This window comes from Sutcliffiella halmapala (assembly GCF_050107295.1).
In the GTDB taxonomy this organism is placed as follows: Bacteria; Bacillota; Bacilli; order Bacillales; family Bacillaceae_I; genus Sutcliffiella_A; species Sutcliffiella_A halmapala_A.
On the sequence record NZ_JBNIKR010000022.1, the window covers coordinates 1 to 25,001 of the forward strand.

At 42.4% G+C, this 25,001-nt stretch carries 24 protein-coding genes, 17 tRNA genes and 2 rRNA genes; 36 read left to right on the forward strand and 7 right to left on the reverse strand.

Translation table 11 applies throughout. From position 1 onward, the window contains the following. The 19 genes from ACQCT5_RS22255 to ACQCT5_RS22345 form a co-directional block, all read left to right on the forward strand. Positions 1 to 113 (forward strand): 23S ribosomal RNA (locus ACQCT5_RS22255); the annotation flags it as partial. Positions 114 to 227: 114 nt separating this feature from the next. Next, positions 228 to 344, forward strand: a 5S ribosomal RNA gene (gene rrf / locus ACQCT5_RS22260). 9 nt (positions 345 to 353) lie between these two features. After that, positions 354 to 428, forward strand: a tRNA-Asn gene (locus tag ACQCT5_RS22265). A 6-nt stretch (positions 429 to 434) separates the two neighbouring features. Next, positions 435 to 526: transfer RNA gene (locus ACQCT5_RS22270), tRNA-Ser, on the forward strand. 9 nt (positions 527 to 535) lie between these two features. After that, a tRNA-Glu gene (locus ACQCT5_RS22275) sits at positions 536 to 610 on the forward strand. A gap of 35 nt (positions 611 to 645) precedes the next feature. Beyond that, positions 646 to 721 (forward strand) — tRNA-Val (locus ACQCT5_RS22280). Between the two features lie 185 nt (positions 722 to 906). Beyond that, positions 907 to 983, forward strand: a tRNA-Met gene (locus ACQCT5_RS22285). Between the two features lie 4 nt (positions 984 to 987). Then, a tRNA-Asp gene (locus ACQCT5_RS22290) sits at positions 988 to 1,063 on the forward strand. 7 nt (positions 1,064 to 1,070) lie between these two features. Beyond that, positions 1,071 to 1,146, forward strand: a tRNA-Phe gene (locus ACQCT5_RS22295). A 23-nt stretch (positions 1,147 to 1,169) separates the two neighbouring features. Beyond that, positions 1,170 to 1,245: transfer RNA gene (locus ACQCT5_RS22300), tRNA-Thr, on the forward strand. Positions 1,246 to 1,252: 7 nt separating this feature from the next. Then, positions 1,253 to 1,336 (forward strand) — tRNA-Tyr (locus tag ACQCT5_RS22305). 31 nt (positions 1,337 to 1,367) lie between these two features. Next, positions 1,368 to 1,441: transfer RNA gene (locus ACQCT5_RS22310), tRNA-Trp, on the forward strand. A gap of 17 nt (positions 1,442 to 1,458) precedes the next feature. Further along, positions 1,459 to 1,534 (forward strand) — tRNA-His (locus ACQCT5_RS22315). An 84-nt stretch (positions 1,535 to 1,618) separates the two neighbouring features. Further along, positions 1,619 to 1,693: transfer RNA gene (locus ACQCT5_RS22320), tRNA-Gln, on the forward strand. A gap of 4 nt (positions 1,694 to 1,697) precedes the next feature. Further along, a tRNA-Gly gene (locus tag ACQCT5_RS22325) sits at positions 1,698 to 1,772 on the forward strand. Positions 1,773 to 1,783: 11 nt separating this feature from the next. After that, positions 1,784 to 1,857, forward strand: a tRNA-Cys gene (locus ACQCT5_RS22330). Positions 1,858 to 1,890: 33 nt separating this feature from the next. Beyond that, a tRNA-Leu gene (locus ACQCT5_RS22335) sits at positions 1,891 to 1,979 on the forward strand. Between the two features lie 24 nt (positions 1,980 to 2,003). Then, a tRNA-Leu gene (locus ACQCT5_RS22340) sits at positions 2,004 to 2,084 on the forward strand. Positions 2,085 to 2,118: 34 nt separating this feature from the next. Continuing rightward, positions 2,119 to 2,192, forward strand: a tRNA-Gly gene (locus ACQCT5_RS22345). A 124-nt stretch (positions 2,193 to 2,316) separates the two neighbouring features. Here the strand turns inward: ACQCT5_RS22345 and ACQCT5_RS22350 are convergent. Then, positions 2,317 to 3,015 carry a B3/B4 domain-containing protein gene (locus ACQCT5_RS22350; protein ID WP_499645277.1) on the reverse strand — a complete coding sequence of 233 codons (699 nt, stop codon included), beginning with the start codon at positions 3,013 to 3,015 and terminating at the stop codon, positions 2,317 to 2,319. 122 nt (positions 3,016 to 3,137) lie between these two features. On the opposite strand from ACQCT5_RS22350, the gene queG reads away from it, so the two are divergent. The 9 genes from queG (at position 3,138) to ACQCT5_RS22395 (ending at position 12,621) form a co-directional block, all read left to right on the forward strand. Beyond that, positions 3,138 to 4,277: a tRNA epoxyqueuosine(34) reductase QueG gene (gene queG / locus ACQCT5_RS22355; RefSeq protein WP_499645325.1), complete on the forward strand. Its 1,140-nt coding sequence runs from the start codon at positions 3,138 to 3,140 to the stop codon at positions 4,275 to 4,277. A 93-nt stretch (positions 4,278 to 4,370) separates the two neighbouring features. Continuing rightward, positions 4,371 to 5,258, forward strand: coding sequence for an amidase domain-containing protein (locus tag ACQCT5_RS22360; protein ID WP_499645278.1), 888 nt, complete (start codon positions 4,371 to 4,373; stop codon positions 5,256 to 5,258). A 63-nt stretch (positions 5,259 to 5,321) separates the two neighbouring features. Next, on the forward strand, positions 5,322 to 5,822 hold the full coding sequence (trmL, locus tag ACQCT5_RS22365) for a tRNA (uridine(34)/cytosine(34)/5-carboxymethylaminomethyluridine(34)-2'-O)-methyltransferase TrmL (RefSeq protein ID WP_499645279.1): 501 nt from the start codon (positions 5,322 to 5,324) through the stop codon (positions 5,820 to 5,822). Between the two features lie 499 nt (positions 5,823 to 6,321). After that, entirely contained in the window at positions 6,322 to 8,217 is a 1,896-nt protein-coding gene (locus ACQCT5_RS22370; protein ID WP_499645280.1) for a PrkA family serine protein kinase, read from the forward strand. Between the two features lie 365 nt (positions 8,218 to 8,582). Further along, positions 8,583 to 8,744, forward strand: coding sequence for a hypothetical protein (locus tag ACQCT5_RS22375; protein ID WP_499645282.1), 162 nt, complete (start codon positions 8,583 to 8,585; stop codon positions 8,742 to 8,744). Between the two features lie 307 nt (positions 8,745 to 9,051). Beyond that, complete coding sequence (yhbH, locus tag ACQCT5_RS22380) at positions 9,052 to 10,221, forward strand: sporulation protein YhbH (RefSeq protein ID WP_417897573.1); 1,170 nt, start codon at positions 9,052 to 9,054, stop codon at positions 10,219 to 10,221. 131 nt (positions 10,222 to 10,352) lie between these two features. Further along, entirely contained in the window at positions 10,353 to 11,600 is a 1,248-nt protein-coding gene (locus tag ACQCT5_RS22385; protein ID WP_499645284.1) for an ATP-binding protein, read from the forward strand. 140 nt (positions 11,601 to 11,740) lie between these two features. Next, complete coding sequence (locus ACQCT5_RS22390; protein ID WP_499645286.1) at positions 11,741 to 12,025, forward strand: autorepressor SdpR family transcription factor; 285 nt, start codon at positions 11,741 to 11,743, stop codon at positions 12,023 to 12,025. Next, a complete protein-coding gene (locus ACQCT5_RS22395) occupies positions 12,022 to 12,621 on the forward strand; it encodes an SdpI family protein (protein WP_499645288.1) in 600 nt (199 codons plus the stop codon). The genes ACQCT5_RS22390 and ACQCT5_RS22395 overlap by 4 nt, the downstream gene beginning before the upstream one ends. 59 nt (positions 12,622 to 12,680) lie before the next feature. On the opposite strand, the gene ACQCT5_RS22400 is transcribed toward ACQCT5_RS22395, so the two are convergent. Further along, the gene (locus ACQCT5_RS22400) at positions 12,681 to 14,258 is read right to left on the reverse strand and encodes a glutathione ABC transporter substrate-binding protein (RefSeq protein ID WP_499645290.1); all 1,578 of its coding nucleotides are present in this window, start codon (positions 14,256 to 14,258) and stop codon (positions 12,681 to 12,683) included. A gap of 354 nt (positions 14,259 to 14,612) precedes the next feature. Between ACQCT5_RS22400 and nikC the strand changes: the two genes are divergently transcribed. The 4 genes from nikC to ACQCT5_RS22420 are packed head-to-tail and all read left to right on the forward strand — an operon-like array spanning position 14,613 to position 18,509. Further along, complete coding sequence (nikC, locus tag ACQCT5_RS22405; protein ID WP_499645292.1) at positions 14,613 to 15,518, forward strand: nickel transporter permease; 906 nt, start codon at positions 14,613 to 14,615, stop codon at positions 15,516 to 15,518. Between the two features lie 17 nt (positions 15,519 to 15,535). Then, positions 15,536 to 16,462: an ABC transporter permease gene (locus ACQCT5_RS22410; RefSeq protein WP_499645294.1), complete on the forward strand. Its 927-nt coding sequence runs from the start codon at positions 15,536 to 15,538 to the stop codon at positions 16,460 to 16,462. 15 nt (positions 16,463 to 16,477) lie between these two features. Further along, positions 16,478 to 17,503, forward strand: a complete 1,026-nt coding sequence (locus ACQCT5_RS22415; RefSeq protein WP_499645296.1) for an ABC transporter ATP-binding protein — start codon at positions 16,478 to 16,480, stop codon at positions 17,501 to 17,503. Then, a complete protein-coding gene (locus ACQCT5_RS22420) occupies positions 17,496 to 18,509 on the forward strand; it encodes an ABC transporter ATP-binding protein (protein ID WP_386637089.1) in 1,014 nt (337 codons plus the stop codon). Before ACQCT5_RS22415 ends, ACQCT5_RS22420 begins: the two co-directional genes overlap by 8 nt. Positions 18,510 to 18,638: 129 nt before the next feature. Here ACQCT5_RS22420 and ACQCT5_RS22425 read toward each other — a convergent pair whose 3' ends face one another. Further along, positions 18,639 to 19,277 carry a phosphatase PAP2 family protein gene (locus ACQCT5_RS22425; RefSeq protein WP_499645299.1) on the reverse strand — a complete coding sequence of 213 codons (639 nt, stop codon included), beginning with the start codon at positions 19,275 to 19,277 and terminating at the stop codon, positions 18,639 to 18,641. 328 nt (positions 19,278 to 19,605) lie between these two features. After that, positions 19,606 to 19,809, reverse strand: a complete 204-nt coding sequence (locus tag ACQCT5_RS22430) for a hypothetical protein (protein WP_204417205.1) — start codon at positions 19,807 to 19,809, stop codon at positions 19,606 to 19,608. Positions 19,810 to 20,167: 358 nt separating this feature from the next. Between ACQCT5_RS22430 and ACQCT5_RS22435 the strand changes: the two genes are divergently transcribed. Further along, complete coding sequence (locus tag ACQCT5_RS22435; protein WP_499645301.1) at positions 20,168 to 21,601, forward strand: alanine/glycine:cation symporter family protein; 1,434 nt, start codon at positions 20,168 to 20,170, stop codon at positions 21,599 to 21,601. 71 nt (positions 21,602 to 21,672) lie between these two features. Here ACQCT5_RS22435 and ACQCT5_RS22440 read toward each other — a convergent pair whose 3' ends face one another. After that, entirely contained in the window at positions 21,673 to 21,996 is a 324-nt protein-coding gene (locus ACQCT5_RS22440) for a winged helix-turn-helix transcriptional regulator (RefSeq protein WP_499645303.1), read from the reverse strand. A gap of 178 nt (positions 21,997 to 22,174) precedes the next feature. Here ACQCT5_RS22440 and ACQCT5_RS22445 point away from each other — a divergent pair, with 178 nt between their 5' ends. The 3 genes from ACQCT5_RS22445 (at position 22,175) to ACQCT5_RS22455 (ending at position 24,475) form a co-directional block, all read left to right on the forward strand. Continuing rightward, entirely contained in the window at positions 22,175 to 23,032 is an 858-nt protein-coding gene (locus ACQCT5_RS22445; RefSeq protein WP_499645305.1) for a VOC family protein, read from the forward strand. A gap of 97 nt (positions 23,033 to 23,129) precedes the next feature. Beyond that, positions 23,130 to 24,131 (forward strand): DUF3231 family protein, encoded by a 1,002-nt coding sequence (locus ACQCT5_RS22450; protein ID WP_499645307.1) that lies wholly within the window; start codon positions 23,130 to 23,132, stop codon positions 24,129 to 24,131. A 134-nt stretch (positions 24,132 to 24,265) separates the two neighbouring features. Beyond that, positions 24,266 to 24,475 (forward strand): hypothetical protein, encoded by a 210-nt coding sequence (locus tag ACQCT5_RS22455; protein ID WP_499645309.1) that lies wholly within the window; start codon positions 24,266 to 24,268, stop codon positions 24,473 to 24,475. 54 nt (positions 24,476 to 24,529) lie between these two features. Here the strand turns inward: ACQCT5_RS22455 and ACQCT5_RS22460 are convergent, their stop codons facing one another. Both ACQCT5_RS22460 and ACQCT5_RS22465 read right to left on the reverse strand, forming a co-directional pair. After that, complete coding sequence (locus tag ACQCT5_RS22460; RefSeq protein WP_499645311.1) at positions 24,530 to 24,664, reverse strand: hypothetical protein; 135 nt, start codon at positions 24,662 to 24,664, stop codon at positions 24,530 to 24,532. A 105-nt stretch (positions 24,665 to 24,769) separates the two neighbouring features. Next, positions 24,770 to 24,949 (reverse strand): hypothetical protein, encoded by a 180-nt coding sequence (locus tag ACQCT5_RS22465; RefSeq protein ID WP_386637065.1) that lies wholly within the window; start codon positions 24,947 to 24,949, stop codon positions 24,770 to 24,772. Positions 24,950 to 25,001: the final 52 nt, after the last annotated feature.

Consider the following 25,001-nt stretch of genomic DNA (forward strand, 5'->3'; position numbering starts at 1 on the left):
CCTTTTACTTCGGTAAGTAAGATCCCTGAAAGATGATCAGGTAGATAGGTTCGAGGTGGAAGCATGGCGACATGTGGAGCTGACGAATACTAATCGATCGAGGACTTAACCCAAAAACAATGAACGATAATTTGTGAATCTTGATAAGAAAAAACGTTATCTAGTTTTGAAGGAATATAGCAAAAAAATGCTTGATTTTCTTCAAAGATATATTATAATAATATTTGTCTGGTAATGATGGCGAAGAGGCCACACCCGTTCCCATACCGAACACGGAAGTTAAGCTCTTCAGCGCCGATGGTAGTTGGGGGCTGTCCCCCTGTGAGAGTAGGACGTTGCCAGGCTGATATTGATCCACCATAGCTCAGCGGTAGAGCATTCGGCTGTTAACCGAAGGGTCGTAGGTTCGAATCCTACTGGTGGAGCCATATTATGGAGAGCTGTCCGAGTGGCCGAAGGAGCACGATTGGAAATCGTGTAGACGGTCAACGCCGTCTCAAGGGTTCAAATCCCTTGCTCTCCGCCATTATTTATTGGCCCGTTGGTCAAGCGGTTAAGACACCGCCCTTTCACGGCGGTAACACGGGTTCGAATCCCGTACGGGTCACCATATTTTTTTCGCACTAACGAAAAAAATATTACATTGGAGGATTAGCTCAGCTGGGAGAGCATCTGCCTTACAAGCAGAGGGTCGGCGGTTCGATCCCGTCATCCTCCACCATTAAGTTTTTATAGAATACTATAAGGTAAAACTTAATTATTGTTATCGCGGGGTGGAGCAACGAGCATATGCTTCTTGAAATCACTTCGAGTTGTACCGATCGATTATACATCCCTGAATCACCTTTTAGAGGTAGGGACAGTCGGTTGAAATAAGCATAAGTATTCTAACTTAATTAGTATTATCGCGGGGTGGAGCAGTCTGGTAGCTCGTCGGGCTCATAACCCGAAGGTCGCAGGTTCAAATCCTGTCCCCGCAACCAAAATGGTCCCGTGGTGTAGCGGTTAACATGCCTGCCTGTCACGCAGGAGATCGCCGGTTCGATCCCGGTCGGGACCGCCATTTTTAAGGCTCGGTAGCTCAGTTGGTAGAGCAATGGACTGAAAATCCATGTGTCGGCGGTTCGATTCCGTCCCGAGCCACCATTTTCCTTGAAAAGTTTTCATTTGCCGGTGTAGCTCAGTTGGTAGAGCAACTGACTTGTAATCAGTAGGTCGTGGGTTCGACTCCTATCGCCGGCACCACATATATGGAGGGGTAGCGAAGTGGCTAAACGCGGCGGACTGTAAATCCGCTCCTTCGGGTTCGGCAGTTCGAATCTGCCCCCCTCCACCATTTTCTAAAAAATAGTAACATATTCATCTATAGGGGCATAGTTTAACGGTAGAACAGAGGTCTCCAAAACCTCCGGTGTGGGTTCGATTCCTACTGCCCCTGCCAATTTTATATTAATTGTGGCGGTTGTGGCGAAGTGGTTAACGCACCTGATTGTGGTTCAGGCATTCGTGGGTTCGATTCCCATCAGTCGCCCCATTATTTTTTTAATGATTGATTTAGTCATATAGATCAATACAAATAGCATAAATATTAAAAGCTAAAAGCTAAAAGCAATATTATTGGGCTATAGCCAAGCGGTAAGGCATCGCACTTTGACTGCGACATGCGTTGGTTCGAATCCAGCTAGCCCAGCCATTTTGCGGAAGTAGTTCAGTGGTAGAACACCACCTTGCCAAGGTGGGGGTCGCGGGTTCGAATCCCGTCTTCCGCTCCATATAACATTCAGGTGGCATAGCCAAGTGGTAAGGCCAAGGTCTGCAAAACCTTTATCACCGGTTCAAATCCGGTTGCCACCTCCACTATTCAAAAAACGAAGGCTTATATAGATATAAGCCGGGGTGGCGGAACTGGCAGACGCACAGGACTTAAAATCCTGCGGTAGGTGACTACCGTACCGGTTCGATTCCGGTCCTCGGCACCATTTGAATAGTTGCTTTATTGTTATGCCGGTGTGGCGGAATTGGCAGACGCGCACGACTCAAAATCGTGTTCCTCTGGAGTGCCGGTTCGACCCCGGCCACCGGTACTTATTTTATAGACAAGTTCTCGAACCTGTCTATGCGGGTGTAGTTTAATGGTAAAACCTCAGCCTTCCAAGCTGATGTCGTGGGTTCGATTCCCATCACCCGCTCCATACATAGTATATAACGCAGTGTCTCGTTTCTTGAAAACGATGCATTGCGTTTTTTAGTTTTTACATATAAGGCAAGGCAGCGGATGCAAAAGGCCCCTTCTTGTTAAATGAAGAGGCTCTCGATTTATATACTGTTGTTTATGTGGGACAAGGAACCTGTTTCCAACAAGAGACCGCGTCCCGAGCCGCCATGGACCTGGGTGAACATTTTTAGAATGGCGTCCAGCATTTCCTGGCACTCTGTAATGTCCATGGAGGGCTTAAGATATATGATGTGTATTGCTGAGGTGGTGGCTTCTGTGATGGCGGTTCTTTGACTGTCTACAAAGGGACTGCCGAAGGAGCTTGTGGCGTCTTTTGTATGTACCATGTTCTTGAGGCTGATTTCCCGGCCATTGAGTCCTTGGTAATTGCTTTCTTGCTCTCCAATTGTGATGGAGATATCCCCGCTTATCTTTGTGGAATCATAGATGCCTAGGGGGATTTCGTATTTCAGGGAGAAGAAATTATTCAGGTCTACAGCAGAGTTGTAAGGCTCCAGGAACTGTCCTTTTTTTATACGGCGATAAAGGGCTTCAACTGATGGGCGATATCTGGAAGGGTCCGTGCCAGTTCGCTTAAAGACAGAACGCCATTCCATGATTCCCGGTATGTCTTTCATTTCTTTCCCAAGCAGGTCTATGTTCAAGGATTCCTGAAAAAGGCGGATCCTTCCTTTCAACATTTGAGGGGAGCTGCCAATTGTGATATCTTCATAGAATATGATACCGAATTTTGCATTGGGGATAAGTTCTTTGACTGTAGATTCCAGCGTTACTTGCATACTTTTCATCCCTTCCATTCTTTTCAATATGGTAAGTGTATCATATTTGGTTTAGGATATAGAAATGATTAAAAAAAGAAAGGCTTCTAGCCGTTTTAATAAAGGAGGTGTTTATTTTGAATATAGCCAACCAGAAGCTGAAGGACGAGATAATTGCATTTAGCAAAGAGATAGGTATCGATAAAATCGGATTTGCAAGTGCAGGTGTTTTTACCGGGTTGAAAGAGAGGTTGCGAGTGCAGCAGGAAAACGGGTTTCAGTCTGGCTTTGAGGAGTCCGATATTGAGAAGAGGACGAATCCTGAATTGCTGCTTCCACGTGCTAAATCAATTATTGCCATCGCATTGGCCTATCCGTCGAAGCTGAAGGATGCTCCACGGAGTACACGGGAGGATCGGAGAGGGATTTTCTGTCGTGCTTCCTGGGGAGTGGATTATCACCATATTTTGAGGGACAAGCTCCAACAGTTGGAGGCATTCATTAGGGAGAAACAGCCTGATGCATCTATGAAATCAATGGTTGATACCGGTGAGCTTAGTGACCGTGCAGTTGCGGAACGTGCAGGGATTGGCTGGAGCGGTAAAAACTGTGCAATCATTACACCTGAGTTTGGGTCTTATGTGTATCTTGGGGAAATGATTACGACCATTGCCTTTGAATCTGATCAGCCTTTGGAGGATAATTGCGGTACATGCAATAAATGTGTGGAGGTGTGTCCGACAGGTGCGCTTGTTCAAGGTGGACAGCTCGATTCGAATAAATGCATTGCGTTTTTGACGCAGACGAAAGGTTTTCTTGCAGAGGAGTATCGAACAAAGATTGGTAATCGACTTTATGGCTGTGATACATGTCAGACGGTATGTCCAGAAAACAAGGGGATGGACTTTCATTTGCATCCTGAAATGGAGCCCGATCCTGAAATTGTGAAGCCAAAGCTGAAGCCTCTTCTTACAATATCAAATAGGGAATTCAAGGATACGTTTGGAAGGATATCAGGTTCGTGGAGAGGGAAGAAGCCTATTCAACGTAATGCCATTCTGGCGCTGGCACATTTTAAGGACAAGACGGCTGTTCCTGATCTATTGGACTTAATGAAGCATGATACTAGGCCTGTTATTCGTGGTACTGCTGCTTGGGCTGTCGGAAAGATAGGAGATATATCTGCGATGGAAGCATTAATCAAGCTTAAAGAGACAGAACAGGACGAGGATGTACGGTTTGAAATCGATAAAGGGATGGAGATGCTAAAAGGCGAGGGGTGAAACTCTCGTCTTTTTTGTATTCCAACTTTTTCTAATGTTTATCAATCCCCCATCATACTATGAATATAAGGATAATATGATGGAGGGTTGTACATGAGGGAGAAGCTTATGCTGCATATACAGAAAAGGTTGGAACAATATGTATCTAAAAGCAAGCATTCAGGTAGAGCTATTATTAATGAGGAGACTATTTGTAGTAAGCAGGAGATGCATCGCAGGCGAGGTGCGGAAATCGTGAAATGTTACGCAACGGGGAGAATCCTATCCATGAACAGGGATATGGACGAGGAGGCAGCCATATATGAAGTGCATGTGAGGTATCTCATAAAGCTTAAGGAAGAGCTGTATATGGAGGAAGAAGCGGATCACCGCTATGCAGTTTGGCACGGGCAGGATATCATCCAGGATATACCCTTGCATGAAGAGGGAGGGAATATACAGGATGTTTCCCTTCCCTCCATGGAGGAGGAAGAAGCGGATAGAAATGTGAGGTTTACTTACAATAGGATGGAAGCGGTTCGCTATGCGGAGCAATGGTGGAACACTTTTAATCCGAAGTACAAGAAATTTGATGTGGACTGTACAAATTATATCTCTCAGTGCTTGCATGAAGGCGGAGCTCCAATGGTTGGATATCCGAAAAAAAGCGGTGCGTGGTGGATGAGGAACAAAGATTGGAGCTATACGTGGACTGTTGCGAATGCCCTCCGCTGGTACCTCCCTACTGCCAAATCAGGGATGAAGTCAAGAGAGGTGGAACGTGCTGATCTGCTCATGCCAGGGGATGTCATCTGTTATGATTTTGAAGGTGATGGGCGATTTGACCACAATACGATAGTAGTAGCCAAGGACCCGAATAACGAACCACTGGTAAATGCACACACTTATAATAGTAGAATGCGGTATTGGAAGTATGAGGATTCAACCGCTTATACACCAAATATCAAATACAAGTTTTTTCATATCATCGACAGGAATTAAAGGTTGATTCTCATTCAATAAAAAGGTATTGTTGTATAGGAAATATTTGAGGTATAAATTGAGGTGACGATTGTGGGATTACATGTTGTACTATATCAACCAGAGATTCCGGCTAATACAGGAAACATTGCACGTACTTGTGCAGCTACGAACACTACTTTGCACCTGATCCGACCTTTGGGCTTTTCAACAGATGATAAAATGCTGAAAAGAGCAGGCCTGGATTATTGGGAATTTGTGAACGTGTTGTATTACGATTCTTTGGATGAGTTGTTTGAAAAGAACAAGGAAGCGAAATTTTTCTATATTACCAAATATGGAACAAAGCCGCATAGCTCTTTTGATTACAGTAGTCTGGATAAGGAATATTTCTTTGTTTTCGGGAGAGAGACGACCGGTTTGCCAAAGGACTTGATTCAGAGCAATTTAGAGCAGTGCCTGCGTTTGCCGATGACGACCAATGTCCGTTCGTTGAACCTATCGAACACAGCAGCTATATTAATATATGAAGCTTTGCGTCAGCAGGGCTATCCGGATCTTTCCATCGAGTGTCCGGAAGTATAAATAGAAAAGGCCTTCCATGTGGAGGCCTTTTTTGTATGTGCTCTAATTACTTTTTACGAGTACCTGGTTTTCCTTCAAAGCCAGCAGTGAAAATTGCTGTAAGGAATGCAAGGCATACGGCAAGAATCAAGAATCCGCTTGTTCCCATCGTTAATTCCTCCTTATGTAAGGTAGTTTCAAGTAAGCATACTATCTATATTATATCCCAAAGGACAAGTAATGTGAATGGAATGTGTGGATAATTTATGACAGGCTTTTTTAAGTCGGGGCTGAGGAGTCGGCTCCGCTTTTCATTGTCTAGCTCCGCCGGCTAGCCCCTCGAGGTCTTAAGTCAATTTCCGGATGAGGTCAAAGTACGACCTCTTCCGAAAATCGCCTTAAGCTTGTCGGGGCTGAGCGAGCCGGCTCCGCTTTTCTTAGCATGTTTCATTCAGGATGAGCATAGAGTATATTAATCACGCAATCACGCTCTTGAAGATGTAATAAAGGGGAGGTCCTTATGGATATTTTAAGAAAAATTGAAAAGTATCGGGAAGAAGAACAGCGGCTGAAGTGGGAAGGAACCTTCGGAGAGTACTTGGAGATTATAAAAAGGGAACCATGGGTAGCGCAATCCGCTCATTCAAGGGTTTACAATATGATCAAAGATGCTGGTGTGGAAGAGGTAAATGGCCAGCGGAAGTATAATTTCTTCAGCAGTGCTTTGTTCGGCCTGGAGGAAGCATTGGAGCGCTTGGTAGAGGAGTATTTCCATCCAGCAGCAAAGCGGTTGGATGTCCGGAAAAGGATTCTTCTTCTGATGGGACCTGTCAGTGGGGGGAAATCTACGCTCGTCACCATTTTAAAAAGAGGGTTGGAGCAGTATTCCCATACAGAACGTGGAGCAATCTTTGCGATCAAGGGGTGCCCGATGCATGAAGATCCACTTCATCTGATCCCGCACCATTTAAGGGATGACTTCTATCAGGAATATGGCATTCGAATTGAAGGCAATCTCTCGCCATTAAATATGATGAGGCTTGAAAAAGAATATGGGGGACGTATTGAGGATGTATTGGTTGAGCGGATTTTCCTATCAGAGAATCAGCGTGTCGGTATCGGTACCTTCAGTCCATCCGATCCGAAGTCGCAGGATATTGCAGATTTGACTGGCAGTATCGACTTTTCAACCATTGCGGAGTTTGGTTCTGAATCCGATCCGCGTGCCTATCGTTTTGATGGGGAGCTCAATAAGGCGAACCGTGGGATGATGGAATTCCAGGAGATGCTAAAGTGCGATGAGAAGTTTCTATGGCACTTATTGTCCTTGACGCAGGAGGGGAATTTCAAGGCTGGGCGATTTGCACTCATCAGTGCGGATGAATTGATTGTGGCGCATACGAATGAAACGGAATATCGTTCGTTTATTGCCAATAAGAAGAATGAGGCATTGCATTCACGTATTATCGTCATGCCTGTTCCATATAATTTGAGGCTTTCTGAAGAAGAAAGAATTTATGAGAAGATGATCAATGAGAGCGATGTAGCTAATGTGCATATTGCCCCTCATACTTTAAGGGTGGCAGCGATGTTTACGATTCTGACACGCTTGAAGGAAGCCAAGCGCGGTGACATTGACCTGGTTAAAAAGATGCGCCTGTATGATGGAGAGTCGGTGGAGGGCTTCAACTCGGTCGATATTCAGGAGCTGAAAAAGGAGTATGGGGATGAAGGTATGAGTGGAATCGATCCTCGTTATGTCATTAACCGTATTTCGTCCACGATTATTCGAAAAGAGGTACCATCCATCAATGCGCTTGATGTATTGCGTTCTTTGAAAGAAGGATTGGATCAGCATGCCTCGATTTCGAATGAGGATCGTGAGCGATTCCTGAACTTCATTTCGGTTGCCAGAAAAGAATATGATAATATTGCGAAGAAGGAAGTCCAGAAAGCGTTTGTGTATTCGTATGAAGAGTCAGCGAAGACATTGATGGATAATTACCTGGATAACGTGGAAGCATTTTGCAATAAAGCAAAGCTGCGAGATCAGCTAACAGGGGAAGAAATGAGTGCAGACGAAAAGCTGATGCGTTCCATTGAGGAGCAGATCGGCATTTCCGAAAATGCGAAGAAAGCATTCCGTGAAGAGATTCTGATCCGCATCTCCGCCTATGCGCGTAAAGGAAAGCGGTTTGACTACAACTCCCATGAGCGCCTGAGAGAAGCAATCCAGAAGAAGCTGTTTGCTGATCTGAAGGATGTGGTGAAGATTACGACTTCATCAAAGACCCCCGATGAGACGCAATTGAAGAAGATTAATGAGGTAGTGGCACGCCTGGTGGATGAGCATGGCTATAATTCCACCTCCGCCAATGACCTGCTGCGCTATGTGGGAAGCTTGCTGAACAGATAGTGGATTACAAGAGTAGAATAAACTTACTGGTCTTCATCGTTATGATGAAGGCCTTTTTGTATGGAGAGGGCGGCGGAATAGTCCATCATGCCGCTTATGAAGGACTTTTTGCGTGGAGATGGCGGAAAAAAAGTCCATCATCCGGGTAATGAAGGACTTTTCACATAAAGATAGAGAACCCTAAAGCTCATCATAGTCTTAATGACGAGCCTTTTCCCCTTAATCCCTCCCCAAAAAGCTCATTATAACAATACCAAGTCCATCCCCCTCCTCCAGCTCGCATAATAGGTAAGAAGACATAATAAGACGCTCAATGGTTTCATATCCACACAAAATGGGAAAATTAAGAATAAGAGGTGATAAGAATGAAAAAAGAAAAATCTACTGAAATTGAAAATACAATGGCACCAAACGAAAAGGAAATGGAAAAGCTGGCAAAGGAAATGGAGCAGCTTAAGGAGAATAAAACGGATCAAGAACGGGATCCAAAGCAGTATGAAAACAATGCAAAAAATGAAAAAGAGTAAAACCTTCCAGAGGTCTGGAAGGTTTTTTATTTTTCTATATCAGTATAAAACGAGCTGCTCTCCGCATAAATCTAGTAATACTAAGAAAGCATTGACGCTTGTCTAATTTTGACGTATTAAGAGCATAATTATCTAAATAATCTGTCAATTATTTCGTTTGCGTGCATAGGATAGAGTAACCAACCTTTCTTTCGATAGAAGGTTGGTCTCTTTAAAATTTCACCAAGATATTGTATGTGACTTATGACGAAAATGTTCCGGTAAGTGTAAAAATGTTTTTTTAACCAAATAAAAGGAGGGATATCAAATGACGATGTCAGATGAGACGAATTTTGTAGTATCCAAAGAGGATTGGTCCCTCCATCGAAAAGGCCACGACGACCAGAAGCGCCATCAGGAAAAGGTCCAGGAGGCTATCAAGAATAATTTGCCAGATCTAATTACAGAAGAGAACATTGTAATGTCAAATGGCAAAGAGGTCGTAAAGATTCCAATCAGGTCTTTAGATGAGTACAGAATTCGTTATAATTATGACAAAAACAAGCACGTTGGCCAAGGTGATGGAGAAAGTCAGGTAGGCGATGTGGTTGCCAGGGACGGGTCGGGTCAGCAGAAGGGTCCAGGAAAAGGGCAGGGAGCAGGAGATCAGGCTGGAGAGGACTATTATGAGGCGGAAGTATCCATGATGGATTTGGAGGCCGCATTATTCAACCAGTTGGAGCTTCCGAATCTGCAACAGAAGGAACGAGATGAAAATATAATAGAACACTATGAATTCAATGATATAAGACGCACCGGATTAATGGGGAATATCGATAAGAAGCGTACCATGATGTCGGCATATAAACGGAATGCCATGACAGGAACTGCCAGCTTCCATCCCATCTTTCAGGAGGACCTGAAATTCAAGACATGGAATGAAGTGGTGAAGCCGGACTCCAAGGCAGTGGTGCTAATGATGATGGATACGAGCGGGTCCATGGGCATGTGGGAGAAATACATGGCAAGAAGCTTCTTCTTCTGGATGACACGCTTTCTGCGCACGAAGTATGAAACAGTGGAGATTGAGTTTATCGCCCACCATACGGAGGCGAAGGTCGTAAGTGAAGAGGACTTTTTCTCCAAGGGGGAGAGCGGCGGCACCATCTGCTCCTCCGCTTATCGAAAAGCTCTGGAACTTATTGATACGAAATACAATCCAACACGATTTAATATTTATCCGTTCCACTTTTCCGATGGAGATAACCTGACCTCTGACAATCAACGCTGTGTGAAGCTGGTAGGGGAGCTGATGAAGGTATCCAATATGTTCGGCTATGGAGAGGTAAATCAGTATAATAGGCACTCGACTCTCATGTCAGCCTATAAGAATGTAAACGATGAAAAGTTCCGCCATTATATTCTGAAGCAGAAGCCGGATGTTTTTCATGCGATGAAGGAATTCTTTAAGAAAGAACAGGAAATGAAATATGCATAAAGAAAAACCAGCCTATTGAGCTGGTTTTTCTTTTGCCTGCCAGAAGGAGAAAATGATACGAAAGGAGAAGTAATAGAAGTAATAATAGTTACATCATTTAACGTCGAGTCTAGGCTTGTAGGAGCGTTGGTATGTTTGAAAATATCGGACACGTTTTATATCATGTGTTAATCATTTTATTTCCTATCCTTTTTTATCACCAATTTTTAAGCAAAGGCATAACGGATTTCACGAAAAGAATCAATTATGAATTTCTTATGGTATTGCTGATTATGCTTATTTTTACCATGTCCTTCCCGATTGAAGTGACCAATGGAGCTACCTATGACCAGAAAATCATTCCGATCATCCTTGCGTTTATGTATGGGGGATGGATCCTGGGTATTACCTTGCTGTTTGCTATGCTGGGATATCTGTTTGTTTTGGATGAACCTGGCTTTCTGATCATGGTGGTGAACTATGCTATCGTGGCTGTGCTGTTATCCATCTTTTCATTGTGGTTTCGGGGTATGGAGAAAAAGATTAAGATTCTGGTTGTCAGCATTCTATTCTTCTTCATTACACTAACAAGGGTTGTACGCCTGATCCTGATAAATGAATATGGTGAGATCTTCGTCACGATCCTTGTGTCCTTGGTTACATGGGTGACCTTGTTAACGGTGATGCTTATCATTGAAAATTTGAATATGCAAATGAATTTACAGCGTGAATTACAGCGATCTGAAAAATTGAAGGTAGTTAGTGAGCTTGCAGCCTCCGTTGCGCATGAAGTGAGAAATCCGATGACCTCCACACGCGGTTTCCTTCAGTTGATGAGCAGGGATGAAAATCTGAATGAATCCCAAAAGAAATATATTGAAATATCGATAGGAGAACTCGATCGGGCTCAAGCCATCATCCAGGACTATCTCTCTCTTGCAAAACCGAACAAGATGGAATTCAATGTGATGGATCTGACAAAGGAGATTGAAAATGTGGTGCAGCTGATGTCCACTTATACGAATATCCAGAACATCACCTTTGAGCACTCGATTGAAAAGGAATTATACATTAAAGCAAATAAGGATGAAGTGAAACAAGTTCTGATAAACATCATCAAGAACGGAATAGAGGCCATTGGCGAAGGGGGGAACATATCTGTCCATGCTTCCCGCGATAAAGAAAATGCGGTTATCGAAATAGCGGATGACGGAATTGGAATGACCTCTGCCCAACTGAGCAGAATCGGAACGCCTTTCTATTCGACAAAAGATATGGGAACTGGTATAGGATTGACTATTTCCTTTCAAATTGTTCAATTGCTGAAAGGAAGGATCGATGTTTCGAGTGAGTATGGAAAAGGAACCTCTTTTAGGATAAGGATTCCGATTGCGGAGTAATATATATTTTAAAATAGTAAAGTAACTGGGATTCTCACTTTGAGAATTCTTTTTTTTATAAAGGTTTCCAATTTTATCCCAAAACAACTAATATATAATTAAATAAGTAATTACTTAAATATTCAAAAGGGGAATCGCCTGTGTCAATCAATGATTTGTTTAAAGCGCTGTCTGATGAAAACCGCAGAAGGATATTGGATATTCTTCGTGACAGGGATCTGACTGTCGGGGAAATTGCGGATCATTTCGAGATGAGCATGCCGGGCATTTCACAGCATTTGTCTGTATTGAAAAATGCTAATCTGGTTTTTGCCGAGAAAAAAGGACAGTATGTGTATTATTCATTAAATGCGAGTGTGTTTCAGGATGTCATGAAGTGGATTATTCAATTTAACAAAAACAAGGGGGAAGGAAAAAACCTATGATGAAAAAAAGTCTGATCGCATTGCTTATACTTATTTCTTTTGGAGCAAGCATATATTTTTTAGGTTCGGATATGGAGGTAGTGGAAGAAAAGTACGGAAGGGAGGAGGTAATCGTTTGGGTGCTTCCTTTAACCCTGGTTATTCTGAATAGTAATCTGCTATTGCTTTCCAGACAAAAGGCACTGCAAAACTACTATGCAAGATATAAAGACGGACTGGAAAGCATATTCCTTTCCTTTACATTTCTGTTTTTCCTGTTTCATATCGCGCTTCTTTATACCGTTTCCGGAAACAGCTTCAATCTGCTGATGATGGTGCCTCTTATTGTCGGATTTTCCCTTATTGCTACTGCCAATACTCTTCCAAAATTCAGGCTGCCAGAACAATCATCCCATCATGTAAAAGGCCATTCCATGAATCATGCATGGAATAAAATTATTCGTCCTGCATCCTATCCTATGGTAATCGGTGGACTGTTGATGGTTGCAAGCATACTATTGCCAGAAGCCATGACATTGCCAGCCTTTTTCGTTTTACTGTCACTCACTCTGATTAGTATCCTCTTTGTCTCTTATAAAAAGATTCAGTCGGCATAGAATTGGACAAAGAAAAGATCCTCCACTTCCAGGAAGCGGAGGATCTCTTTATGAAACGATTATTTTAGTCTTACATCCTTGAAGAATGGAGTACCACTGAAGTTTACGAATAAACCAGAAGCGACACCATTTGTACCGTAGATGAAGTCCGGATGTTGCAAGTAAACCATTGGAGCTTCTTCTACTAGGATTTCAGAGATTTCTTTGTATGCTTCGTCACGCTTAGCTTGGTCTGTTTCAGAACGTCCAAGGTCAAGAAGTTCGTCAACTCTTTCGTTTTTGTAGAAAGAACGGTTACCAGGTGCTCCGAAAGCAGAAGAATGGAACAATGCATATAAACCATAGTCCGCGTCAGCTGTTACAGTAGTCCATCCAAGGATGAATAGCTCATGCTCACCAGCAGCAGTCTTCTCAAGGAATGCACCCCATTCGATTGTTTCGATGTTTACAGTGATTCCGATATCAGCTAATTGATCTTGTACAAGAAGAGCAATATCAGAACGCTCTTTGTTTCCTTCGTTCACGAATAGAGTAGTTTCAAAGCCATCAGCAAATCCAGCTTCTTCCATCAACTTCTTCGCAGCTTCTACGTCGTAATCCAGTGGTTTAAGTTCTTGGTAGTTACCTACAACTGTTGGAGCAAGTGGTCCTACAGCTGGTACACCTTGGCCATCCAGGATTCCGTCAACAACGTCGGATTTGTTGATCGCCATGGAGATAGCTTGACGCACTTTCAGGTTGTCGTAAGGAGCTTTCTGCATGTTGAAACCTAAATAGTCCATACGAGTACTTTTTTCGGAAGTGATTGTTACATCAGCCATTCCTTTAGCACGCTCAACATCAGATGCACCAACTTGTGCTACATGAGCATCACCAGTTTCAAGCATTGCCATACGAGTAGCTTGCTCAGGAACTACTACGAATTTCAATGTATCTACAGCAGCTTTCTTTTCTCCCCAGTAGTCAGCATTCTTTTCGAAAATCATTTCAGATCCAGTAGACCAGGAAACGAATTTGAAAGGTCCAGTTCCAACTGGGTTTTCGGAAACTTTTTTACCGCCGCTGTTTTCTTCTTCAATTGCAGAAGGAGCGATGATAGATCCAGCATTATGTGCTAAGTGAGCTGGTAGTGGAGCAAATGGTTTTTCTGTTTTGAATTGAACAGTGTAGTCATCCACTACTACTACTTCTGTGATCATGTTCAATACTACAGCACGTGGAGAAGCAAATTCAGGATCGATGATGCGTTCGATTGTCATTTTAACAGCATCAGCATTGAAGTCAGTGCCGTCATGGAATTTAACGCCTTCTTTTAATTTGAATTCCCAAGTAGTGTCATCCACCGCTTCGAAAGATTCAGCAAGTGCAGGTACTACGCTTCCGTCAGCGGCATATTCCGTTAAACGGTCAAATAGCTGAGTTGTTGCGTTTGTTGTCGCAGTGTCGTTCATTCCGTGAGGATCAAGTGTCGGCGCATCTTGAGAGATGACGAATACTAACTCTCCGCCTTCTTTACCGGCATCTTCACCAGTAGTATCCCCATCAGTTTTGTCGCTGCTGTTTCCGCCGCTACATGCCGATAGAACAAGCATCAGTGACAGAAGAAGCATAAGAAATACATTCTTTTTTGACTTCATGTACTTTTTCCCCCTTGGTATTATGTTGTGTACAAAGCTAATCAATGGATAAGCTATGATTGAATTTTATAATAATCTAAAAATTAAAAATTCACAAGAGTCTAATTTGTATAAATTTTAATATTTTTGTAATAATAATTTCGAAATCCGAATCTTACTATTACAATTTTGTAAAAATAAAGATATTTAGATAGTAGTAGTATTACTTTTATTTCACATATAAAAGTAATTATTATGTAGGAACCTTGATTGAAAACTATTGTAATATTACGACTTTATAGCTATTATAGATTCTAGTTATTAAAATTATTAGAAAAATTTTAATGTTACAAATCAAGAAGGGGAGAAGAGGATATGGATCAACCACAACTTCAAACATCACCACCAGGAATTCCTGTTAATGGCCAGAGCAGCAAAGCTTTACGCTGGAAAGCTCTTTATAAGAAACTGGCCAAAAACAAAGCAGCAATGGCCGGAGCTATCATCGTATTGTTTTTTATACTAATGGCAATCTTGGCACCGTTACTGGCAACCCATGACCCTAATGAAATGGTAGTAACCAATAAATTGCAGTCACCATCCTCCGAGCATTGGCTGGGAACAGATGATGTAGGCCGTGATATTTTCAGCCGTTTGCTGTATGGAGCACGAGTTTCCTTGACGGTTGGATTTCTTTCTACTATTTTAGGAGCGATTGCGGGGGTAGCCCTTGGAATTGTAGCAGGTTATTACGGCAGATGGATAGATACCGTCATCATGCGGATTTGTGATGTCCTCCTTGCTTTCCCAGGTATTTTATTGGCTCTTGCCATTGTGAGTGTTTTGGGAGCAAGCACCATCAACGTAATCTACGCTGTCGCGTTTTTTGCCGTTCCAACCTTTGCTCGTATTGTAAGGGGGTCAACACTTTCCGTTAAGAAGCTAGAATTCATCGATGCAATCCGAGCAATGGGGTCAAGCGACTTCCGTATTATATTCAAGCATATTCTGCCTAACATCCTCTCACCGATTATCGTTCAGGCTACTTTATACATAGCTTCAGCGATTATCACGGCAAGCGCCTTATCGTTTTTGGGATTAGGTACAAAACCACCAACTGCTGAGTGGGGAGCAATGCTTAGTGCCGGTCGCCATTATATTTCACAGGCTCCGCATATTACGTTATTCCCTGGATTGACAATTTTGTTGGTGGTAATCGGTTTTAACTTGTTTGGCGATGGACTGCGTGATGCGTTAGATCCAAAAACGAAAAATAATTAGTGAGAAGGTGAGACAGCATGCTAATCTATATCATTCGTAGACTTTTTCAGACCATACCAGTAATGATAGGTGTAACCTTAGCGGTATTCTTAATGATGCATCTTATCCCTGGTGACCCGGCACAAATTATGTCAGGAGAGCAGGCAAGCCCAGAGCAGGTTGAAGCGATGCGCGATAAATTGGGGCTGAATGACCCTTTTCACGAGCAATACTTCCGTTATGTGGCGAATGCTGTACAGGGTGACCTAGGTAATTCCATCCGTACAAACCGCTCGGTTACCAGCGAAATTTTCGATACAAGATTTTGGATCACCTTGGAACTGGCGCTTTGGGGTACTTTGCTGTCGGTTATTCTTGGGCTTGTAGCCGGAATTATTTCTGCAACAAGAAAGTATACGTTTGCAGATACCTCCATCATGATTGTTGCTTTATTCGGACTATCCATGCCAAACTTCTGGCTTGGTATCATGTTAATTTATTTCTTCTCAGTTAACCTTGGAATCCTGCCAGTAGCTGGATGGGGCAGTGATTGGAAACAGATGATCATGCCTGTCATTACTATTGGTACAGGAGGAGCTGCCATTATTGCCAGAATGACACGTTCGAGTATGCTTGAGGTCATTAATCAGGATTATATCCGAACAGCATATGCAAAAGGAGTAAGTGATAGATTAGTAATTTATAAGCACGCGTTGCGAAATGCCCTTATTCCAGTAGTAACTGTAGTAGGTTTACAGTTTGGAGGATTACTTGGAGGAGCGATTATTACAGAAACTGTTTTTGCGGTGAATGGATTGGGAAGGCTTATCATCGAATCCATCAGCCGACGCGATTTCCCGATGGTACAGGGAACCATTCTAGTATGTGCGATACTATTCGTGGCAGTTAACTTTTTGGTGGATATCACATACCGTTTAATTAACAAACGTATTGACTTGAACTAAGGACGGTGAAAAGAGATGACGTTAGCAAAGAACGATAAGATATTAGAAGTGAAAGATCTGCGTACTTCCTTTTTTACGGACGATGGGGAAGTGAAGGCGGTTGATGGTGTTGATTTTTCTATTGAAAAAGGAAAGACGCTCGGAATAGTCGGGGAATCAGGTTCCGGGAAAAGTATCACCTCCTTATCCATCCTACGATTATTACAGGAGCCAGCTGGTAGAGTAGTAGGCGGAGAAATCAATTTCAAAGGCGAAAATCTATTGAATAAAACGAAAAAAGAAATGATGCAGATCCGCGGGAACAATGTGTCGATGATTTTCCAGGAGCCGATGACGTCCCTTAACCCAACGTTGACCTGTGGAGAGCAGATTGCGGAGTCCGTTCGTATTCATCAAAAGCTCGGACGTAAAGAAGCCTGGATGAAGGCGGTGGATATGCTGCGTCTCGTTGGTATTCCCTCTCCGGAAAAACGTGCAAAGCAATATCCGTTTGAACTATCTGGCGGGATGCGTCAGCGTGTCATGATTGCGATTGCCTTGGCCTGTAATCCAGAACTACTGATTGCAGATGAGCCGACGACAGCTCTCGATGTGACGATACAGGCACAGATTCTCGACCTGATGAAAAAGCTGCAGGGGGAGCTTGGAACCTCTTTGATGCTGATCACACATGACTTGGGTGTTGTAGCAGAAATGTGTGACAAGGTGGCTGTCATGTACTGTGGTAAAGTGGTGGAATATGCCGATGTACAGACAATTTTCACAAGTCCGAAACACCCATATACAGTAGGTCTTTTGAATTCGGTGCCAAAGCATGATGAGGATGTGGAAGGAGATCTATCGGTGATTCAGGGGTCTGTTCCTAGTCCGTTCGACTTGCCGAAGGGCTGCCGTTTCGCTCCACGTTGCCCTCATGCGAAAGCGATCTGTCTGACCGAATTGCCGGTGCTTGAAACAGCTGAGGATGGAGATCAGGTGCGATGCTGGATCTACACGGATAAATGGGAGAACCAAGAGGAGGTTGCCGCTGGCCATGAGTAATCAGACATTATTAGAAGTAAAAAACCTGAAGCAATATTTTCCTATTAAAGGCGGCATCTTCGGACGTACGGTCAACCATGTAAAAGCCGTTGATGATATCAGCTTTACGGTTAAAGAAGGGGAGACGGTCAGTATTGTAGGGGAGTCCGGCTGCGGAAAGTCCACAACAGGCCGTGCCATCCTTCGCCTTGATAATCCTTATGCAGGTGAGGTCAACTTTCAGGGAGAAGATCTTCTAGCATTAAACAAGGCTCAAATGAGAAAGAAGCGAAAGGATCTGCAGATTATCTTCCAGGACCCTTATGCTTCTCTGAATCCTCGTCAAACGGTTAGTCAAATATTAGAGGAAGCATTGGAAATCCAGAATGTTGTTCCTAAGAAGGACCGTCGCAAAAAAATAATCGAGTTGCTGGAGACGGTTGGCATTGGGGCACATCAGGTGGACCGTCATCCCCATGAATTCAGTGGAGGGCAGCGCCAGCGTGTAGGTATTGCCCGAGCGCTATCGGTTAATCCGAAGTTAATCATCTGTGACGAGGCTGTCTCCGCACTGGATGTTTCCATTCAGGCTCAGGTATTGAACTTGCTGAAAGAGCTTCAAAGAGAATTCAAGTTGACTTATCTTTTCATCTCCCATGACCTAGGTGTGGTCCGTCACATTTCTGACCGTATCATCGTTATGTACCTTGGGAAAATAGTAGAAATTGCGGATAAGAAATCTCTTTTTGAAAATCCGCAGCATCCTTATACAAAGGCTTTGCTATCTGCGATTCCTAGTACAAATCTGGGGCAGAAGAGAGAACGGATCATCTTAAAAGGGGATGTCCCTTCCCCGATCGATCCACCGGCCGGCTGCCGATTCCATACACGCTGTCCATATGCGTTCGATCGCTGCAGAACAGAAGAGCCTATCCTGCACTCTGTTACAGGCAGAGAGCAGCAGTCTGCTTGCCATCTTGTAGAGGATGGATCGGTAGATTTCTCACAGTTGAAAACGAACTATTAAACTAATTGAATAAAAAAATGAGGGGACCATGTTAATAGGTTGGTCCGCTCATCATATAGACAACTGGCGCGCATCGATATTTATCGATGCGCGCTTATTTAATTTGCTATTGTACAGGTAATCCCTGATTTACTGGATTGCACCAATCTTCTCTTTTGCTGCCAATCTCATTCTATAAATTGCAAAAACCGTTCCGTATATAAAAGCGACCATGAACATGGATGCCGCCATGTCCAGCACCACATGCTGTTTAATAAAAATCGTTGAAAGAATAATAAGGCTCCCCATTATATGAATGAAGTACTTGTTTAACTTATGTTTATTTTTTATATGGAAACTAGCAAGCATAATGGCGTAAGTTGTCAGTACATGGATACTCGGGAAGCAATTAACCGGGCGATCATGCGCATAAATGTACTTCACCAACATGACGAATAAGCCGTTCCCTTCGACTGCTGGCCTTGGGACTGTTGTCTGAAAAAAGAAATAAATAATAAAGCAGATCAATTCTCCGATAACAATGGTAAGAAGCGTTTTTACATAGACATCTGTATCTTTGAAGCAAAAGTATACCAAATAACCGAATACAAACACATACCAAATAATATATGGCACGACAAATGCTACAATGAAAGGGATATCGTGATCGATAGGCAATGGAATTTGCGTCGCTTTTCTCGGTCTTTCATTTAAAATCGTATATATAAAGCCCAGTAATGGCATGACAAGCAATAAAAGTAAGTAAGGCAATTTCTTTTTAACACACATAAACTTCACTCTCCACAGTGTAAGGGGACCGTCCAGACAACCTAACAATCTTCTATCTATAGGAAATACCCCAATTATTATAAAATATTCTACTAAAATATAACACTCATAATGTATTAGACGAAACTTCCATAAAAATGGTTCTGCTAGAGTAGGGGATTTTCAATAAAATATAGGTCAAAAGGGCATTGCATCCCTATATTATGTTGGATCCATAAAATTTGACAATAAAAAAAGCATACGAAGATTCGTATGCAGAGTGTTCTCCTCCCATTCAAAGGGGGAGCATTCTTGTGATGAGGTCAGTTCGGTACCGATATGTCCCGGGTTAGACGCCCATTTTCCTTCTTGTATTGCTTGGCTTCTTCGTTTGCTGGCTTTTCATTTTTTGCTGGGACTTAGGACCATTCAGGTTGCCTTTTCCGCCAGCCGCCTGGTTTTTCTTTTGCTCAAGCTGCTTTTTGATTGCATCTTGTAAGCTGATTTTCTTCTTTGGTTCTGTTGTTTGGTTCTGTTGATTTGATTCAGTCATAAATACTGCCTCCTAAGCAGATGTAATGGTACATACAGTATATACTATTTTCTTGAGGAAAGATAACTGGTGGACAAGAATTTTCTTGGAAATTATTTTTATCAGAAAATAAAGAATATATTTAATTCAGGGATAATTATTGAATCTATTTTAGTATAATGATAAAGTTATACAGGTATTATATAACACGCGATCATTTAGGTGGTATTGTGTTATAAAACGGATTCTAACGTTTCTTTAAGAGTATAGAAGTATTTAATAGGCAAACTTCAAAGCTTTTCTATTAAATATTTTTATCCATCCTAACTGTTGGTAGCGCTACCAAAGTTACACTTACAAACAACTTGAGGTGAACAGCATGATGAATACTATTTTAGACTGGACGAATAATTTTCTTTGGTCTTACGTACTAATTGCATTATTGGTTGGTTTAGGGATTTATTATACGGTTAAAGCAAGGTTTGTGCAATTTAATCAGATTGGTGAGATGTTCAGGCTTTTGAAGGAAAGTCCATCTACCGAAGAGGCAAAGAAGAAAGTTTCATCTTTTGGTGCATTCTGTATCAGTGCTGCAACAAGAATAGGAACTGGGAACCTCGCAGGTGTTGCCATTGCGATTTCGCTTGGTGGACCTGGTGCAGTATTCTGGATGTGGGTTGTGGCATTGTTTGGTGCAAGCTTAAGCTTTATAGAGAGTACGCTTGCTCAGGTGTACAAAGTGAAGGATGCAAATGGATATAAAGGTGGACCGGCATATTACATGCAAAAAGCTTTAGGGGCAAGATGGATGGGTGTTTTATTTGCCATCTTGATTACGTTCTGTTTTGGGCTTGCTTTTACATCCGTTCAGGCCAATACGATTACGGTCGCTTTCCATGAAGCGTTTGGTACAAACCGCCTTGTGCTTGGGTTAGTGCTTACAGCAATTGTTGCAGTGATCATTTTTGGCGGTGTGAAGAGAATCGCCAAGGTTTCACAGGTGGTTGTGCCAATCATGGCTGTTTCTTATCTTTTACTCGCTGCATATGTGATTGCGCTGAACATCACAGAGATTCCAGGCTTGATTGGTGTGATTGTTTCAAGTGCATTCGGCTTCAATGAGGCTGTGGCTGGAGGAATTGGCGCAGCAATCATGAATGGTGTCAAGCGTGGATTGTTCTCCAATGAAGCGGGAATGGGTAGTGCACCTGTAGCAGCGGCAACCGCTGAGGTCAGCCACCCCGCAAAACAGGGGTTCATTCAGACACTTGGAGTTTTCGTCGATACCATCCTTATCTGTAGTGCGACAGCTTTCATCATCCTGCTTGCCGGAATACCGACAGGGGAAGAGATGGAAGGGATTCAATTGACACAAATTGCATTGGCCGAGCATGTAGGGCCATGGGCAAGCATCTTTATCGCAATCGCGATACTATTGTTCTGTTTCAGTTCCATTATCGGTAACTATTATTACGGTGAATCAAATATCGAGTTCATCAAAGAAAGTAAAACTGCGATCTTTATTTTCCGTCTGGCTGTACTTGGAATGACTGTTTTCGGTTCAGTGGCAAGCCTAAGCATGGTGTGGGATATGGCAGATCTGTTTATGGCACTGATGGCCATCACGAACCTGATTGCTCTTGCATTCCTAGGTAAAATTGCAATAGCTGTCCTAAAGGATTATTTAAGACAAAGGAAAGAAGGAAAAGATCCTGTTTTCTATGCGAGTAATATTGAAGGATTAGAGAATGTCGAGTGCTGGCAGGATGAAAAAGATATAGAGAATAAAGTGAAGTTAAGAAAAGAAGCATAGTAAAAACCTGCATACAATTGTAAGACAGCAAAAAGCAGCATGCCAAATTAAGGTATGCTGCTTTTATCTATTTATTCAGTTTCTGCATCCAGCCAGGTTTGTGCCCAATTTTCCGTTTCTTTTAAAATAGGCTCCAAGGCATGCCCTTTTTCTGATAGGGAATACTCTATGCGAACAGGGGTTTCAGGGTATACATCTCTTTTCACAATTCCTTTACCTTCGAGTTCCTTTAACCGTTCTGAAAGAACTCTTCCACTAATTCCTTTGATACCTGATTCCAAGGTGCAGAAGCGTTGAGGCCCTGAAAGTAGTCTGTATATGATTAAACCGGTCCAGCGTTGACTTAATATACGTATCGCTTTTTCAAATCTAGGGCAAATTTGCGTTTGGTTCATCTTCATCACTCCTATAGGCTTTAGTATATCATATTTGTCTGAAAAATAAGCTGATATAGTTAGATAAACTGGTTACTTGACATATTTAAGTTATAAAAATATAATTAGTTACATAAAGTAAGTATATTATTTGAAGCATTTAATATAGATAAAGATTGAATTGAAGGAGGAAAATGGCATGACAGAATTTCATGAAGCGCCAAACACTTATGTCGGTGAAGTAGTTATTAAAGTGGAAGATATTAAGCGTTCACTGGCATTTTATCAAGAAATTATCGGATTTAAGGTATTGGAAAAATCGGAAAAGAAGGCAACCTTCACTGCAGATGGTGTAACTGCCCTGTTAACGATTGAGCAGCCTGAAGGGGTTAGACCGAAAGAGCGGCGCACCACCGGACTCTACCATTTTGCTATTTTGTTACCTGAAAGAAGGGACCTGGGCAGTTTCATCCAGCACATGATTCAAAAAAATCACTCCATCCAAGGTGCATCCGATCATCTGGTCAGTGAGGCATTATATTTGGCAGATCCGGATGGCAATGGAATAGAAGTATACTCCGACCGGCCATCAGCAGCATGGGATTGGAAGGGCATGGAAGTCGCTATGACTTCCGAAGCGCTGGATATCCAAAGCATTCTTGCAGAATCGGAAGGAGTCAGATGGAATGGACTTCCGAGTGGTACATTGATGGGGCATATCCATTTACATGTTTCAGATCTCGCGATGAGTGAAAAGTTCTACACGAAAGGACTTGGATTTGATATCGTGAACCGCTATGGAGGACAGGCGCTGTTTCTTTCTACCGGGCAGTATCACCACCATATTGGCCTGAACACATGGAATGGGGCAGGAGCACCGATGCCTGGAAAGAATAGCGTCGGCCTTCAGCATTTTACACTCATGCTGCCAAGTGAAACAGTATTGGAGAAGATAGTGGAGCAGTTAAACAACCTGGGGGCAGAAGTTTCAAAAGATGTAGCAGGAGTATTTACTGTGGACCCCTCTGGGAATCGCATAAAGCTTTTGGTTGGCTAGAGACAGATTCCTCTTGGGGTCTGTTTTTTTTTGAATAAAGGTTCCAAAGTTATCAAAAGATAGGCACAAACTATTTAATACAGGTTAGGAGACCGACATGAAAGAGCATAATATTCAGCTGACTACTCCAGAGATTGCTGCGTTATGGACTTCTTACATACAGCATAGTGCGACAATGTGCTTTTTTAAGCATTTTTTGCAGCAGTTAGAGGATTCGGAAGTGATGGAAATAGTAAAAAGTGCTTTATATTTGGAGGAATTATATAACAAGGAAATTGAAAAGATTTTTCAAAAAGAAGGATTTCCGGTTCCGGATGGATTCTCCGATAAGGATATTAATCTGTCTTCTCCTCCCTTATATACCGACCTGTTTGCGCTCAGTTATGTCTATCGTGTAGGGCAGATGGTGCTGCCGTTCTACTCGACTACACTCACCAAAGTGGCCCGGAAGGATATTGTCGAGTTTTACGAGGGATGCTTAAAAACTTCTACCAAGCTATATAAGAAGTCCCTGGATTTGATGTTAAGCAAGGGGATCTATGATCGGCCACCAAAAATCCCTTATCCAAAAGATGTGGAGTACATGAAATTGGAGCCTACTCTTTTGGGCTCCATGTTTGGAGATAAGAGGCCATTAAATGTGATGGAATTGGGAGAAATATTCTATGCCATCGAAAGGAACTACATTGGGCTGGTCATGTTGATGGGATTGATACAAGTGACCAAGGACAAGGAAGTAAAAGAGTATTTGATAAAAGGAAAGAAACTTGCCGAAAAGCAGGTGGAGCTTTTTAATAAGATATTAAGGAAAGAGGAGCATCTGGGAAATATACCTGTAAGTATGGAAGTGACGGATTCCATGATTTCTCCTTTCTCTGATAGGCTTGTCATGTTTCTGATTACCGCTACCTCTTCTGCAGGCATTCAGTTGCTTTCCTATGCAATGTCCACCTCGATCAGGAGGGACTTAGCCATGCACTATGCCCTGCTGATTGCGGAGATAGCCAAGTACGGAGGAGAGGGAATGGAGCTGATGATCAAAAGAGGGTGGATGGAACAGATGCCACAATCCATTGACCGGAGTAATCTATATAAGTAATGCATAATCTTTATTCATATTTTCCTCTGTTTAATTGAGTAGCGGCTCATGCTATAATGATTAACTTAGGATATTATAACTGAACGGATGCCAAGAAAAGCCTCCGCAAAGATAAAATATGGAGGTGTAAGAAAATGAATAAACGATGGACGATTGGAAAAATCCGGGAATTTGTTGAAAAAAACTCCGAAAGCAAACTGCTAACGACGGAATATCACGGTTTTTCACAAAAGTTACTATTTAAATGTGCATGTGGCAGCAACTTTGAAAAAACTTTTTCGAAATTTAAAAATAATAACCAACGTAAATGCGACGTATGCCAACCGCCAAAAGCATCCCGATAACCTATAGTGAATAAACGAAGTGCCGATTTCTATTTAAGAGAAGTTGGCATTATTTTATTTTTTCAATTTTAAGGTTTTCATTCCTGTCTGTCCGATATGATGCTCTTCTTTGGCATTCATTTTTGCAATGAATGAGGTGGCAGCTTCCCTTTTTGACAGGGGAGCCTTAATAATTTTTAGTTTTGCCAATGCCTGTCCACCTTTTTGCAAAAAAGGTAAGCGGCAGGTGCACTTCAACCGCTCATCCTTACATTGCTTCTTTAATTATAATTATAGCGAATAAAAGACCTTTTGTTACCTGTTTATTAAGGTTCGAACACCGTGATAGATTAAGGCAAGTGCGAATACTAAGATGGTAATGACGCCGACAATTGTAGCAATAGGATCCAACGCAGCAAATGTACCAGTAAGCGGTACTTTGATTAATGCGAAGCCAGCTAGCATACTAGCAAAAAATAAAATGATTCTTTCCATGAGAACACCCTCCTTTCCTTTCCCTAATACTATATGCAGCATGCGATGAAAT

Bases quoted from the DNA above. Each gene is read 5' to 3' on its own strand.
- ACQCT5_RS22455 (WP_499645309.1), top strand. From the start codon at position 24,266: ATGAATAAACGATGGACGATTGGAAAAATCCGGGAATTTGTTGAAAAA.
- ACQCT5_RS22440 (WP_499645303.1), bottom strand. From the start codon at position 21,996: ATGAACCAAACGCAAATTTGCCCTAGATTTGAAAAAGCGATACGTATA.
- nikC (WP_499645292.1), top strand. From the start codon at position 14,613: ATGGATCAACCACAACTTCAAACATCACCACCAGGAATTCCTGTTAAT.
- ACQCT5_RS22370 (WP_499645280.1), top strand. From the start codon at position 6,322: ATGGATATTTTAAGAAAAATTGAAAAGTATCGGGAAGAAGAACAGCGG.
- ACQCT5_RS22375 (WP_499645282.1), top strand. From the start codon at position 8,583: ATGAAAAAAGAAAAATCTACTGAAATTGAAAATACAATGGCACCAAAC.
- ACQCT5_RS22420 (WP_386637089.1), top strand. From the start codon at position 17,496: ATGAGTAATCAGACATTATTAGAAGTAAAAAACCTGAAGCAATATTTT.
- ACQCT5_RS22415 (WP_499645296.1), top strand. From the start codon at position 16,478: ATGACGTTAGCAAAGAACGATAAGATATTAGAAGTGAAAGATCTGCGT.
- ACQCT5_RS22385 (WP_499645284.1), top strand. From the start codon at position 10,353: ATGTTTGAAAATATCGGACACGTTTTATATCATGTGTTAATCATTTTA.
- ACQCT5_RS22350 (WP_499645277.1), bottom strand. From the start codon at position 3,015: ATGCAAGTAACGCTGGAATCTACAGTCAAAGAACTTATCCCCAATGCA.
- ACQCT5_RS22395 (WP_499645288.1), top strand. From the start codon at position 12,022: ATGATGAAAAAAAGTCTGATCGCATTGCTTATACTTATTTCTTTTGGA.
- yhbH (WP_417897573.1), top strand. From the start codon at position 9,052: ATGACGATGTCAGATGAGACGAATTTTGTAGTATCCAAAGAGGATTGG.
- ACQCT5_RS22430 (WP_204417205.1), bottom strand. From the start codon at position 19,809: ATGACTGAATCAAATCAACAGAACCAAACAACAGAACCAAAGAAGAAA.
- ACQCT5_RS22435 (WP_499645301.1), top strand. From the start codon at position 20,168: ATGATGAATACTATTTTAGACTGGACGAATAATTTTCTTTGGTCTTAC.
- ACQCT5_RS22465 (WP_386637065.1), bottom strand. From the start codon at position 24,949: ATGGAAAGAATCATTTTATTTTTTGCTAGTATGCTAGCTGGCTTCGCA.
- ACQCT5_RS22425 (WP_499645299.1), bottom strand. From the start codon at position 19,277: ATGTGTGTTAAAAAGAAATTGCCTTACTTACTTTTATTGCTTGTCATG.
- ACQCT5_RS22445 (WP_499645305.1), top strand. From the start codon at position 22,175: ATGACAGAATTTCATGAAGCGCCAAACACTTATGTCGGTGAAGTAGTT.
- ACQCT5_RS22410 (WP_499645294.1), top strand. From the start codon at position 15,536: ATGCTAATCTATATCATTCGTAGACTTTTTCAGACCATACCAGTAATG.
- ACQCT5_RS22360 (WP_499645278.1), top strand. From the start codon at position 4,371: ATGAGGGAGAAGCTTATGCTGCATATACAGAAAAGGTTGGAACAATAT.
- ACQCT5_RS22450 (WP_499645307.1), top strand. From the start codon at position 23,130: ATGAAAGAGCATAATATTCAGCTGACTACTCCAGAGATTGCTGCGTTA.
- ACQCT5_RS22400 (WP_499645290.1), bottom strand. From the start codon at position 14,258: ATGAAGTCAAAAAAGAATGTATTTCTTATGCTTCTTCTGTCACTGATG.